Below are 13388 nucleotides of genomic sequence, written 5' to 3' on the forward strand. Positions count from 1 at the left end.
GGGCTTCGCGCCCCCGGACCCCCGCGGGATATTTATGGACAGAAAGTGAAGGGGACCGCACCTTGGGCGGACGGTCCTTCATCAGGTGGGGCGGATGCGGCTGGCGCGGGTTCTTTTGGTGCGGGTGCTGACCACGCTGGTGACGCTGGCGGGGGTGGCGGTGATCGTCTTCGTGGTGATCCGGGTGGTGCCGGGCAACCCGGTGGCGATGATGCTGCCCCCCGGCGCGGGGCCAGAGGATGTGGCGCGGCTGAATGCGCTTTACGGTTTGGACAAGCCGATCGCGCAGCAGTTCCTGATCTGGCTCGGCGGGGTGGTGCAGGGGGATTTCGGCACCTCGATCACCACGCGCCAGCCGGTTCTGGGTCTGGTGCTGGGGCGGTTGCCGGCGACGCTGGAATTGTCGGTGATGGCGCTGGTGATCGCGGTCGCGGTGGGCGGCGTGCTGGCGCTGACCGGCACGCGGCTGCGCGGCACGCGGACGGAGGGCGCCATCGACGTGGCGAACGGGGTGGCGCTGTCGGTGCCGGATTTCCTGTGGGGGTTGGTCTTGATCCTGCTCTTCGGGGTGCTGGCGCCGGTCTTTCATATCTCGGGCCGGGTGTCGCCCAGTCTGGACCTGCCGTTTTCCACCAATTTCTATCTGTTCGAAAGCGTGGTGCGCCTGCGCTTCGACCTCTGGGCGGATATCGTGGCGCATATGTTCATGCCCGCCGTGGCGCTGGCGATCCCGCTGGCGGCGATCATCGCGCAACTGCTCAAGCAAAGCCTGAAAGAAACGATGCATCTGGACTATGTGACGCTGGCGCGCACCCGCGGCTATGGCGAGAACCATGTCATCCTGCGCGAGGCGCTGCCGAATGCGGTGCTGCCGACGCTGACGCTGGTCGGCGTGCAGTTCACCTTCCTGATCGGCGGCACCGTCATCATCGAGCGGCTCTTTTCCTACGAGGGGTTGGGCAACATGGCCATCGACGCGGTGATCAACCGCGACCTGCCGCTGATCCAGGGCATCGTGATCCTGTTCGCGGTGATCTTCACCGCGGTGAACCTTGTGGTGGACATGATGTATGCCGCGCTGAACCCGAGGCTGCGCCATGCGTGACGGCCGGTCGCAGATACGCCGCCGCATCGGCCTGCGGCTGTGGCTGTCGGGGGGGTGGATCGCGCTGCTGGTTCTGGGCGCGGTGCTGGCGCCCTGGATCGCGCCGCAGGATCCGCTGGCGCAGGATCTGTTCACCAGCCGCCTGCCGCCTTTCTGGATGGCGGGGGCGGAGCCGGGCTATTGGCTGGGGTCGGATTCGCTCGGCCGCGATGTGCTGAGCCGCATTCTGCATGGCGCGCGCGTGGCGCTGGTGGTGGCGCTGGTCGCGGGGCTGGCGACGGGGGTCATCGGCGCGGCTTTGGGGCTGATCGCGGGCTATTACCGCGGATGGGCGGATCTGGTGATTTCCCGGCTGGTCGACATCTGGATGGCCTTTCCGCCGGTGCTGTTCGCCATTCTGCTGATCGCGGTTCTGGGCACCGGGCTGACCTCCATCGTCATCGCCATCGTGGTGATCGACTGGACCCGTTTCGCCCGCGTCGTGCGGGCCGAGGCGATGGCGCAGGGGGCGATGGATTATGTCGCCTCCGCCCGTGTGGCCGGGCAGCGGCGGTTCGGCACCATGCTGACGGAAATCCTGCCCAATGTGCTGCCCACCATCGGCGTGCTGCTGACGCTGGAAATGGGCATCGCGGTGATCGTCGAGGCGATATTGTCTTTCGTGAACCTGTCGATTTCCACCGATGCGCCCACCTGGGGCGGCATGATCGCCGAAGGCCGCACCTCGATCCATCAGGCATGGTGGGTGCTGGTGTTCCCGCTGGTGGCGCTTTTCCTCACCGTCCTGTCCTTTTCCCAACTGGGCGAGGGGCTGAAGGACCGTTTCGACCCGGTGCTGCGATGAGCTTCCTGTCCATCCGCAATCTTTCCGCCGTGCTGGACGGCGGCCCGCGGCTGTTGCGTTCGGTCAGCCTCGATGTCGCGGCGGGCGAGGTGCGGGGGCTGGTGGGCGAAAGCGGCGCGGGCAAAAGCATGATCGGCAAGGCGATCCTCGGCACCCTGCCGCGCGCGGTGAGGGTGGTCGAGGGCGAGATCTGGCTGGATGGCGTGGACCTGCTGGCGCTGCCCCCGGCGGAACGGCGCCGGCGGGTGGGGGCGGCCTGCGCGCTGATCCCGCAGGATCCGCTGACCGCGCTCAACCCCTCGCGCCGGGTGGGGCCGCAGATCACCGGGCGGCTGGTGGACATATTGGGCTGGTCGCGGGCGGATGCCACGGCGCGGGCGATAGACCTGCTGGACGAGGTGCAGATCCGCGACCCGGCCCGGGTGATGCGGTCCTATCCGCACGAACTGTCGGGCGGCATGCGCCAGCGGATCCTGATCGCCGCCGCCTTCGCGGCAGAGCCCCGGCTGATCGTGGCGGACGAACCCACCACGGCGCTGGACGTGACGGTGCAGAAACAGATCCTGCGGCTGATCCGCCAGTTGCAGGAACGCCATGGCACGGCGCTGCTGTTCGTCACCCACGACCTCGGCGTGGTGTCGAAGATCTGCCAGCGGCTGAGCGTCCTTTACGCCGGCAAGGTGGTCGAGGATACCGATGTGCGCGCCTTCTTCGCCGCCCCCCGCCACCCCTATTCCGCCGCCCTGCTGGCCGCGACGCCGAAATACACCGACCCCGAAAGCTCGCTGACGCCGGTGCCCGATGCGGTGATCCACGCCGTGCAGGCCGAGGTCGAGGCGGCAGAGACGGAGTGGCGCGATGCACGATGACCTCTACCGGATCGAAGGGCTGCGGCTGTCGCTGGCCGACATGACGCAAAAGCCGCTGTTCGGCGCGACGCCGCGGATCGAGATCCTGCACGGGCTCGATTTCAGCGTCCGGCGGGGCGAGGTTCTGGGGATCGTCGGCGGATCGGGGTCGGGGAAATCCACGCTCGGCCGGGTGCTGGTGCGGCTGCTGGAACCCTCGGGCGGCCGGGTGCTGTTCGACGGCCAGGACATCACCCACCTGCCCGAACCCGCGCTGCGCCCGCTGCGGCGGCGGTTCCAGATGATCTTTCAGGATCCCATGTCCTCGCTCAACCCCCGCCGGCGGGTGGGGGGGATCATCGCGGGGCCGCTCCGCCTGCACGGGTTGGACGGCATCGACGCGCGGGTGGACCGGGCGCTCGACCATGTGGGCCTGCCGCGCGCCTTCCGCCACCGCTTTCCGCACGAACTCTCGGGCGGCCAGCGCCAGCGCGTCGGCATCGCCCGCGCCATCGCGCTGGAACCCGAATTCATCCTGGCGGATGAAATCGTGTCGGGCCTCGATGTCTCCAGCCAGGCGCAGGTGCTGAACCTGCTGGAAGGGCTGGTGCGCGATCTGGGGCTGACGCTCGCCTTCATCAGCCACGACCTGTCGGTGATCCGGCGGCTCTGTTCGCGCATCCTCGTGCTGCATCAGGGGCGGATCGTGGAACAGGCGGCGACGGCCGCGCTTTTCGCCGCCCCGCAGGCCGCCTATACGCGCGAATTGCTGGACGCGATCCCCCTGCCCGACCCGGACCAGCCCTGGGCGTGAACCGGCGCCCGCGCGCCCGGCCCGCCGCCCCGGGAGCCAGCCTGAAGATGCAGACTGCGGCTTCATCTTGCCTGAAATACTCCGGGGGTCCGGGGGCTGGCCCCCGGCGCCGCCCTGTCCACCCGCACTGCCCTGAGGGGTGCGCGGCTTTGCCCCTTGACCGGACCGGCGCGGCGGACGAGCCTGCGCAAAAGGGGATAGGATGGAACGCAAGCCGGTCTTCCGTACCGAGGGCCTGACGCGGGTCTACGACACCGGCGCGGTGCAGGTGCAGGCCCTGCGCGGGGTCGATCTCACACTTTACGAGGGCGAGATGGTGGTGCTGCTCGGCGCCTCGGGGTCGGGCAAGTCGACGCTGCTCAACATCCTCGGCGCGCTCGACCGGCCCTCGGGGGGGCGGGTGTTCTTTCGCGACCGCGAACTGACGCATCTGTCGGATGCCGCGCTGACCGCGTTCCGGCGCGATCATGTGGGCTTCGTGTTCCAGTTCTACAACCTCGTTCCCAGCCTGACGGCGCGCGAAAACGTGGCGCTGGTGACGGAAATCGCCGCCCGCCCGATGCGGCCCGAAGAGGCGCTCGACCGGGTGGGCCTCGCGCACCGGATGGATCACTTCCCCGCCGAACTGTCGGGGGGCGAACAACAGCGGGTCGCCATCGCGCGGGCCATCGCCAAGCAGCCCGACGTGCTGCTGTGCGACGAACCCACCGGCGCGCTCGACAGCCGCACCGGGATCACGGTGCTGGAGGCGCTGGTGGCGATCAACCGCGATCTGGGCACGATGACCGCGCTCATCACCCACAACGCCGAGATCCGCCGCATCGCCGACCGGGTGCTGATCCTGGCCGACGGGCGCATCCAGCGGGTGGAGGAAAACACCGAACGCGCCGACCCGTCCGAGATCAGCTGGTGATGCGCGCGCTGGACCGCAAGCTGATACGCGACCTGCGCCGGATCTGGGCGCAAAGCCTCGCCATCGCGCTGGTGCTGGGTTGCGGGGTGATGGTGCTGGTGCTGGCGCAGGGGGCGGAACGCTCGCTGACCGGCACGCGCGATGCCTATTACGAACGCAACCGTTTCGCCGATGTCTTTGCCGGCGCCACCCGCGCGCCGCGCGACCTGCTGGCCGACATCGCGCAACTCGACGGTGTGGCGCAGGCCGAGGGGCGGATTTCCTTTCCCGTGGTGCTCGACATTCCCGGGCTGACCGAACCCGCCGCGGGGCGGGTGATTTCCCTGCCCGCGGGGGGCGAGCCGCTGCTGAACCTGCCCCTGCTGCGTCAGGGCCGCATGCCCGACCCGCTGCGCGACGACGAGGTGCTGCTGTCGGAGGATTTCGCCCGCACCAACGCGCTGGCCCCCGGGGCGCGGTTCCGGGCGCTGCTGAACGGGCAGTTGCGGGACCTGACGGTGGCGGGGCTCGCGCTGTCGCCCGAATTCATCTATCTGATCGGCCCCGGCACGATCATGCCCGACGACCGCCGCTATGGCGTGATCTGGATGAACGAGACCGCGGCCGCCGCCGCCAAGGACCTGACCGGCGCCTTCAACGAGGTCACGTTGCGGCTGACCCGCGACGGGCGGCCCGAGGCGGTGATCGCAGCACTCGACCGGCTGCTGGAACCCTATGGCGGCACCGGGGCCCATGGGCGCGACCGGCAGACCTCGCATGCCTTTTTGCAAAGCGAACTGGATCAGTTGGGGGCGATGGCGCTGATCCTGCCGCCGGTGTTCCTGATCGTGTCGGCCTTTCTGGTGAACATGGTTCTGGGCCGCCTGATCGCGCTGGAACGCCAGCAGATCGGCCTGCTGAAGGCGGTGGGCTATACCACGCGCGAAATCGCGGGCCATTACCTGCGCATGAGCATCGGCATCGGCATCGGCGGCGTCGCCGCCGGCTGGGCCGCAGGCATCTGGCTGGGGCACGAGACGACCCAGCTTTACGCCGAATTCTACCGCTTTCCCTATCTGCTCTACGCCCCCGGGGGCGGGGCCTTCGCGGTGTCGGGGCTGGCGGGGATCGCCACCGTCATCCTTGGCGCGCTGCGCGCCGTCTGGGGCAGCGTGCGGCTGAGCCCCGCCGCCGCCATGTCGCCCCCCGCGCCCCCCGTGTTCCGGCGCGGGCTGGCCGACCGGATGGGCGCGCTGTTGCGGCTGCGGCAGACGACGATGATGATCCTGCGGTCGATCACCCGCTGGCCGGGCCGCGCGGCGGTGACGCTGTTCGGCGTTTCCGCCTCGGTCGCCGTGCTGGTGGCGAGCTTTTTCGCCTTCGACGCCTCGCGCGCGATGGTGGACGAGGTGTTCCACCGCGCCAACCGCCAGCATGTGACGCTGCAACTGACCTCCGACCGGACGCTGGATGCGATCGAGGCCGCGGGGCGGCTGCCCGGCGTCCTGCGGGTCGAGGGCGGCTATGCCCTGCCGGTGCGGCTGATCCACGGCCACCGCGAAAAGCTGCTGGCGTTGCAGGCGCGGGCCGAGGGCGCGGAACTGACCCGCCTTCTGGACCCCGAGGGCCGCCCGGTGCCCCTGCCCGCCGCGGGGCTGGTGCTGCCCGAAAGCCTGGCGGCGGATCTGGGCGCGGGGCCGGGCGATGTGCTGGCGGTCGAACTGCTGGTCCCCCCGCGGGAGGTGTTGCGCATCCCCGTCACCGGCGTGGTGCGCCAGAGCCTCGGCCAGACGCCCTATATCCGCGACGATGCGCTGCATGCGCTGATGCGGCAGGCGCCGGTGGTGAACCAGCTGGACCTGCTGGTCGATACCGACGCGCTGCCCGCGCTGCATGCGGCGGTGAAACAGTCGCCCGCCATCGCGGGGATCACGCTCTGGACCGATGTGCGCCGGCAGTTCGACCAGACCTTGCAGGAAAACCTGATCACCATGACGGTGATCTATGTCACGCTCGGGGTGCTGATCACGGTGGGCGTGGTCTACAATGCCGCGCGCATCCAGCTGTCGGAACGCGCGCATGAACTGGCCAGCCTCAGGGTTCTGGGCTTCACCCGGTTCGAGGTGGGCTATGTGCTGGTGGGCGAACTGATGCTGCTGACGGTGGTGGCGATCCCGGTGGGGTGGCTCGCGGGCTATGGCTTTGCGGCGCTGATGGCGCAGGGGATCTCGACCGATCTTTTCCGCATCCCGCTGGTGATCGCGCCGCAGACCTATGCCATCGCCGCGCTGGTGGCGTTCTGGGCGGCGCTCGCCTCGGCGCTGGTGGTGCGGCGCAGGCTCGACCGGGTGGATATCGCCACCGCCCTGAAACGGAGGGAATGATGCGGACAGGCAAGGTGATCGCGGGCGTGGCGGGGGCGGCGGCGGTGGCCGGGCTTCTGGCCTGGGCGTTCTGGCCGCGCCCGGTGGCGGTGGATCTGGCGCCGGTGGTGGCGGGGCCCATGCAGGTGACGGTGGCCGCCGACGGCGTGACGCGGATCCGCGAACCCTATCTCGTCACCGCACCGGTGGCCGGGACCACCACGCGCATGCCGGTGCAGGTGGGCGACGCGGTGGTGGCCGGTGAAACCGTGGTGGCGGTGATCCAGCCGCTGGCGCCCGCCTTTCTGGACGCCCGCGCCCGCGCGCAGGCAGAGGCCGCGGTGGGCGAGGCGGAGGCGGCGTTGCGCGTGGCCGAGGCGCGGCTGGCGCAGGCGCGCACCGACCTGACCCATGCCGAAACCGAACACGGCCGCTACAGCACGCTCGCCGCCCGCGGCGCGGTGCCCGCCCGCGCGCTCGAGGATGCGCAGGCCGCCCGCGATGCGGCGCGCGCGGCGGCGGCGGCGGCGCAATCGGCGGTGGACCTGCAACAGGCGGCATTGCTGCGGGCGCGGGCGCAGCTTCTGGAACCGGCCGGCAACGGGGCGGCGTCCAGCGCCTGCTGCGTGGAACTGCGCGCGCCCCATACCGGCACGGTGCTGGAGGTCGAAAACCTCAGCGCCCGCCCCGTCACCGCCGGCGCCCCCCTGCTGACCATCGGCGATCTGGCGGATCTGGAGATCGTGGCGGACCTGCTGTCCGCCGATGCCGTGCGCGTCGTGCCCGGGGCGCCCGCGCTGGTGGACCGGTGGGGCGGGCCCGGCACCATCCGCGCGGTGGTGCGGCGGGTGGACCCCTCGGCCTTCACCAAGGTCTCGGCCCTGGGGATCGAGGAACAGCGGGTGCGCGTGCGCCTCGACCTCGTGACCCCGGCGGAGGAGCGCGCGGGCCTGGGCGAGGCCTACCGCGTGCATGTCCGCGTGGTGGTCTGGGAAGCGGCCGAGGTGATACAGGTGCCGCTCAGCGCGATCTTCCGCGCGGGCGAAGGCTGGGCCGTGTTCCGCGAATCCGGCGGCCGCGCCCTGTTGACCCCGGTCGGGATCGGCCGGCAGACGCAGACCGACGTGCAGATCCTGTCGGGCCTGACCCCGGGCGAGCGCGTGGTCGCCTTCCCCGGCAATGCGGTGGAGGACGGCACGCGGATCGCCGCGCGCGAAGACGGCTGAGGCTGGCCCGGCGGATGGGGCGGCGCCGGGGGCCAGCCCCCGGACCCCCGGGATATTTAGAGACAGAAAGTGAACAGGGAGTCGCTTTTCGTCCAGAAGAGGCCCGCGGCTTCATCTTGCCCCAAATACTCCGGGGGTCCGGGGGCTGGCCCCCGGCCCTGCCCTTACCACCGGCGCGACGCCCGGGTACCTAGCCCTCGCCCTCCAGCCCGCGGCGCAGGCGGCGCAGGATCACGGCGCGGGCCTTTTCGTCGGCGGCGGCATCCAGCGCGGCGTGGATGTCGAGGATCAGTTGCGCGGCGTCGTTGTGCCAGTCGAGCCGCGCCGTCTGATCCCGTTCCAGCCGCGGCGGCGCCGCGGGGGCGAGCATGCGCGCGCCCGCAAGCGTCAGTTCCGCGCCATCGTCCAGCGCCGGGATCACCACCCGTTCCGGCGCCACGATCCCGTCCAGACGCGCCGCCAGCCCCGCCAGCGCCCGGGGTTCGCCATGCACCAGAAAGACGTTCTGCGCGATCGGCATCCGTTCGCGCAGCCATTGCGCCAGTTCCGGCCCGTCGGCATGGCCGGAATAGAGGTCGAGCGAACGGATGCGGGCGCGCACGGCGAATTCCTCGCCCTGGATGCGCACCGCCGGCGCGCCGTCCAGCAGGATGCGGCCCAAAGTGCCCTCGGCCTGATAGCCGGTCAGCAGCACCGTCGCCTCGTCGCGCCAGATCCAGTTCTTCAGCCGGTGGCGGATGCGCCCCGCCTCGCACATGCCGGAGGCGGCGATGACGATATGGAACCCCTGCACCCGGTCGAGCGCGCGGCTTTGTTCCACCGTTTCGGTAAAGCGCAGGTGGTGGCTTGCCAGCGCCTCGGTCAGCAGCCGCCCGCCTTCCAGATCGCGGGCATGGCGGGCGAAGACCTGCGTCGCGCGGGCGGCAAGGGGCGAATCCACATAGACCGGGATCCGCGGCAGTTCCTTGCGCGCGGCCAGCAGCGTCAGGTCGGTGATCAGTTCCTGCGCGCGTTCCACCGCGAAGGATGGGATCAGCAGCGCGCCGTTGCCGTGCATCGCCGCCAGCACCTCGTCGCGCAGCAGGGCGCGGCGGGTTTCGGGGCTGGCGTCGGGGCGGTCGGTGTCGCCGTAGGTCGACTCGCAGATCACATGGTCGAGGCCCGCCGGCGCCTGCGGGTCGGGCTGCAACAGCTTGAAATCCGGGCCCAGATCGGCCGACACCAGCAGGCGCAGCGGGCGGTCCCCGCCCGGTTCGGCCAGTTCGATCTCCACCGAGGCCGAACCCAGCATATGCCCCGCGTTCCAGAACCGCGCCCGCACCCCGGGCAGCGGGGTGAACCAGTCGCAATAGGGCGCGGGGCGGAACAGTTTCAGGCAGGCCGCCACATCGGCCGCCGTATAGATCGGCTGCAACGGCGGGCGGTGGCGGTGCGCGTTGCGGCGGTTGAGCTGTTCGACCTCGATTTCCTGGATATAGGCGCTGTCGGGCAGCATCACCCCGCACAGATCCGCCGTCGCCGGGGTCGCATGGATCGCGCCCTTGAACCCCTGCCGCACCAGTTTGGGCAGAAGCCCGCTGTGGTCGATATGCGCATGGCTCAGCACCACGGCGGCCAGTTCGCGCGGGTCGAAGGGAAAATCGCGGTAGTTCAGTTCCTTTTCGGTCTTGGACCCCTGGAACATCCCGCAATCGACGAGGAAGGCGCCCTGCCCGGTCTCGAACCGGAAGCACGACCCGGTGACGCCCCCCGCGGCGCCGTGGAAATGGACCTTGACCATCCGTCCCCCTTCAGCCCGGCCAGGCGACCGTGCGCTGGCGCTGGACGCCGAGCCCCTCGACCCCGAGCGTGACGACCTGCCCCGGGCGCAGGAAGGTGGGGGGCTTCATCCCCAGGCCCACGCCCGCGGGTGTGCCGGTCGAGATGATGTCGCCCGGATGCAGCGACATGAACTGGCTGATGTAGCTGATCAGGCAGGCGACGCTGAAGATCATGTTGGCGGTGGTGCCGTCCTGCCGGCGGGTCCCGTCCACCTCCAGCCACAGGCGCAGGGCCTGCGGGTCGGGCACCTCGTCGCGCGTGACCAGCCAGGGGCCGATGGGGCCGAAGGTGTCCGAGGACTTGCCCTTGGTCCATTGCCCGCTGCGTTCGGACTGGAAGGCGCGTTCGGACAGGTCGTTGGCCACGCAATAGCCCGCCACATGTTCCAGCGCCGTGGCCTTGGGCACATGGCGCGCGGTGCGGCCGATGACCACGGCCAGTTCGGCCTCCCAATCGGTCTTTTCGGATCCCTTGGGGATGATCACGTCATCCTCGGGCCCGCAGATCGCCGAGGTCGCCTTCATGAACAGGATCGGTTCGGGCGGCGGCTTGGCGCCGGTTTCCGCGGCATGGTCGGAATAGTTGAGGCCCACGCAGACGAATTTCCCCACGCCCCCCACGCAGGGGCCGATGCGGGGCCCGCCGGTGACGGCAGGCAGGCTGGCGGGGTCGAGCGCCGCGATGCGCGCCAGCCCCTCGGGCGCCAGCGCCGCACCGGCGATGTCGTCCACATGGGCCGAAAGGTCGCGGATCGTCCCGCAGGCATCCAGAAGCCCCGGACGCTCCTGCCCCGGGGGGCCATAGCGCAACAGTTTCATGGCATTCTCCCTCTCCGTCCAAGGTGATACGCCCTGGGGGCGGTTCGGGGCAAGCATGTCCTGCCCGGTCGCGGAAAGGTTATGCGGATCGGGCGCCCCGGATCGGGCGCCCCGGGTCAGGCGGCCGCGTCCGCAACGGCCTCGGGGCCGCAGAACATGTCGTAGACCAGTTCGATGGCCCGGCGCACCCGCGGGTCGGAGATGGAATAGAAGATCGCCTTGCCCTCGCGCCGGCAGGACACCAGCCCTTCCAGACGCAGCCGCGCCAGTTGCTGGCTGACCGCGGCCTGACGCGATTCCAGCAGATGTTCCAGTTCCGTCACCGATTTCTCGCCGGCCGACAGATGGCACAGGATCATCAGCCGCCCCTCATGCGCCAGCGCCTTGAGAAAGGCGGCGGCGGCCTCGGCCTTCTGGGTCAGGTCGTCGGGTGCGATCGCGGCGCAACCGTCGAGGTCGTCGGCGGGCGCAGGCAGGGGGTTTTCGGTCAAGGCTGTCATGGCGGGGCGCGCCCTTTCGATCCGTTCGGCAACGCATAGGATAAGCTGAATGTAACCCCTCCGCCCGCACATGCAAGGGCCGCTTGGCCGCAGGGGTCAGCCGGGCGCGGCCAGCAGGGCCTCGGCGCGGGCCAGATCGGCGGGGGTGTTGACGTTGAAGAAGGCCCGCGCGTCGTCGAAGCCGGCATGGGCGGCGCCGTGGCGGGCGGCGACATCGCCCACGCCGCGCATCCCTTCGGCCAGCGCCGCCCGCAATGCCCCCCGCAGCGCCACGGGCCAGAGCGCGAACACGGGCTCCGCCCGCCCGTCGGGGCCGCGGGCCAGAACCGGGCCCCCGGTGCAGGCCGCCGCCAGCCGCCCCGCCAGATCGCGCGGCAGGAAGGGGGCGTCGGCGGGCGCGGTGACGATTGCGTCCATACCCGCCCCCGCGGCATGGTCGAGCCCCGCCAGCACCCCGGCCAGCGGCCCGGGCCGGCCCGCCACCCCATCGGCCAGCACCGGCAGACCGAAGGCGGCGAACCGCGCCGGATCGCCATTGGCGCTGATCGCGCAGAACGCGACCTGCGGCGCCAGCCGGTCGATGACATGCGCGATCATCGCCCGCCCGCCGAGCAACCGCAGCCCCTTGTCGCCGCCACCCATCCGCAGCGCGCGCCCGCCCGCCAGAATCACACCCGCCAGCCGCATCGCATCCGTCCCCCGCGCCCCGGCGCCCCTATAGCACGGGGAATGGCGCAGGGTGAGGGGCGATGCGGGCGTCGTCCACCCCGGTACCTGGCGAGCGCGATGGACCCGCAGGCCGGGGCGCGCGCCGGCATGCCCGCCAGACGTCAGCCGCCCTCCGCCCGTCGCCGCGCATCCCGCGCCTGCAGCTTTTCCCGCATCAACGCCAGCCGCCGGAACAACGTGCCCGGATCGCCGTTCAGCCGCTCCAGCAGGTGGCACACCAGCGGGCCCATCACCGGCTCTTCCGCCGCCTGCGCCCAGATCGGGCCCAGAAGGTTCACGTCCAGCCCCCCGTCGCGGATCGAGAACGGCTCTATCCCCATCGGCAGCCCCGCGCGCGACCGCTTGCCCAGGCGAAAGGGCTGGTCCGGGTCCTGCCCGGAATAGAGCCGCTCGAACTCGTAAAGCTTCACCAGGCTGAACAGGATCTTCACCGACTGGCCGAGGAACCGTTCCGATTCCGTCGCGCCATGGTCGGCAAAGGTGATGGCGGCGGAAATCAGCCAGCGGGTGTCGAGTTCGGCCAGCATCCGTTCGGCCTCTTCCACCCAGATCCGGCGGAAAAGCGCGGGGGCCTCGTCCGGCCAGGCGCGGCGGCGCAGGCAGGCGATCGCCAGCGCATGTTCCAGCGCCAGCGCGGACCGCCCGGCGAATTCGGTGGCAAGCGCATGGCGCTTGACGGCAAAGGCCGAACTGCCCAGCGGCAACGGCCCCGGCGCCGCGACCCGTTCCGCCGCCAGCGCCGCCAGATCCGCCCCCGGCCCCGCCAGCCCCTCGCCCGCCCGCGCCTTCAGGGCCGCGCGCCGCCCCTGCCACTGATCGACCACGGCCGGCCAGCCGCCGGGATAGGTAAGCGTCCGGGTCATCATGTCCTCCGCAGGGTCCGGGCGCCATAAGGCGGCAGCCGCACGGTCTTGGCAAGCCCCGGGGGCCGCCGATGACCCTTGCCCCCGGGGTTCGGGGGCGGTCATTGCCAGCCGTCCGGGATGCGCGGCGCCGGATCGTCGGCGGACCCTGAAGAAGGCCGCCCGGCGGCCGCTTTTCAGCCGACCACCGTTCATCCGTTCATCCGTTCATCCGCGCGCGTAGCTGCCGCGTCCGGTGATGCGGTCGACCATGTCCTGGGTTGCAGAACCGATCGAGGACTTCGTCTTCTCGAGCACCTCAAGGGACCTTTTTACCGCAGGACGCCCGGAAACCGCGCGGAACCAGCGGGCCAGGTTGGGGTGCCCGGGGGCTCTGTTGCACAAATCGCGTGAGGGATTCATCTCGTGAATCCAGCGTGGTAGCTTGACTGCATGAGCAGACCGACACCCCCGATCTACAAGACCAGGAACTGGCCCGCCTATAACCCAGCGCTCAAGCGCCGCGGCTCTCTGACGATCTGGTTCGACCCCGCCATGACGTGGAAGGCCGCGCCGACTGGCAAGC

The 13388-nt window shown here is 70.6% G+C and carries 12 protein-coding genes and 1 pseudogene; 8 read left to right on the top strand and 5 right to left on the bottom strand.

What is annotated here, in order from left to right; all coding sequences use genetic code 11:
• Positions 1-94 precede the first annotated feature (94 nt).
• From RGD00_RS14540 to RGD00_RS14570, 7 genes are all read left to right on the top strand, one after another.
• Complete coding sequence (locus tag RGD00_RS14540) at positions 95-1105, top strand: ABC transporter permease (protein ID WP_310458069.1); 1011 nt, start codon at positions 95-97, stop codon at positions 1103-1105.
• On the top strand, positions 1098-1949 hold the full coding sequence (locus RGD00_RS14545) for an ABC transporter permease (RefSeq protein WP_310458070.1): 852 nt from the start codon (positions 1098-1100) through the stop codon (positions 1947-1949). The genes RGD00_RS14540 and RGD00_RS14545 overlap by 8 nt, the downstream gene beginning before the upstream one ends.
• Positions 1946-2818, top strand: coding sequence for an ABC transporter ATP-binding protein (locus RGD00_RS14550; protein WP_310458071.1), 873 nt, complete (start codon positions 1946-1948; stop codon positions 2816-2818). Before RGD00_RS14545 ends, RGD00_RS14550 begins: the two co-directional genes overlap by 4 nt.
• A complete protein-coding gene (locus RGD00_RS14555; protein ID WP_310458072.1) occupies positions 2808-3611 on the top strand; it encodes an ATP-binding cassette domain-containing protein in 804 nt (267 codons plus the stop codon). The genes RGD00_RS14550 and RGD00_RS14555 overlap by 11 nt, the downstream gene beginning before the upstream one ends.
• A 202-nt stretch (positions 3612-3813) precedes the next feature.
• Complete coding sequence (locus RGD00_RS14560; RefSeq protein ID WP_310458073.1) at positions 3814-4524, top strand: ABC transporter ATP-binding protein; 711 nt, start codon at positions 3814-3816, stop codon at positions 4522-4524.
• On the top strand, positions 4524-6887 hold the full coding sequence (locus tag RGD00_RS14565) for an ABC transporter permease (RefSeq protein WP_310458074.1): 2364 nt from the start codon (positions 4524-4526) through the stop codon (positions 6885-6887). Before RGD00_RS14560 ends, RGD00_RS14565 begins: the two co-directional genes overlap by 1 nt.
• Positions 6887-8092 (top strand): efflux RND transporter periplasmic adaptor subunit, encoded by a 1206-nt coding sequence (locus RGD00_RS14570; protein ID WP_310458075.1) that lies wholly within the window; start codon positions 6887-6889, stop codon positions 8090-8092. The genes RGD00_RS14565 and RGD00_RS14570 overlap by 1 nt, the downstream gene beginning before the upstream one ends.
• Before the next feature lie 190 nt (positions 8093-8282).
• Here RGD00_RS14570 and RGD00_RS14575 read toward each other — a convergent pair whose 3' ends face one another.
• The 5 genes from RGD00_RS14575 to RGD00_RS14595 form a co-directional block, all read right to left on the bottom strand.
• Positions 8283-9872: an MBL fold metallo-hydrolase RNA specificity domain-containing protein gene (locus RGD00_RS14575; protein ID WP_310458076.1), complete on the bottom strand. Its 1590-nt coding sequence runs from the start codon at positions 9870-9872 to the stop codon at positions 8283-8285.
• A 10-nt stretch (positions 9873-9882) separates the two neighbouring features.
• Complete coding sequence (locus RGD00_RS14580; RefSeq protein WP_310458077.1) at positions 9883-10731, bottom strand: fumarylacetoacetate hydrolase family protein; 849 nt, start codon at positions 10729-10731, stop codon at positions 9883-9885.
• 116 nt (positions 10732-10847) lie between these two features.
• A complete protein-coding gene (locus RGD00_RS14585; RefSeq protein WP_310458078.1) occupies positions 10848-11231 on the bottom strand; it encodes an ArsR/SmtB family transcription factor in 384 nt (127 codons plus the stop codon).
• 96 nt (positions 11232-11327) lie between these two features.
• Positions 11328-11918, bottom strand: coding sequence for a molybdenum cofactor guanylyltransferase MobA (gene mobA / locus RGD00_RS14590; protein ID WP_310458079.1), 591 nt, complete (start codon positions 11916-11918; stop codon positions 11328-11330).
• Between the two features lie 143 nt (positions 11919-12061).
• On the bottom strand, positions 12062-12823 hold the full coding sequence (locus RGD00_RS14595) for a hypothetical protein (protein WP_310458080.1): 762 nt from the start codon (positions 12821-12823) through the stop codon (positions 12062-12064).
• Positions 12824-13255: 432 nt separating this feature from the next.
• Here RGD00_RS14595 and RGD00_RS14600 point away from each other — a divergent pair.
• Positions 13256-13388, top strand: a pseudogene (locus tag RGD00_RS14600) (IS5/IS1182 family transposase); the annotation flags it as partial.

The sequence above is a fragment of the Ruixingdingia sedimenti genome (assembly GCF_031432425.1).
Lineage (GTDB): Bacteria > Pseudomonadota > Alphaproteobacteria > Rhodobacterales > Rhodobacteraceae > Ruixingdingia > Ruixingdingia sedimenti.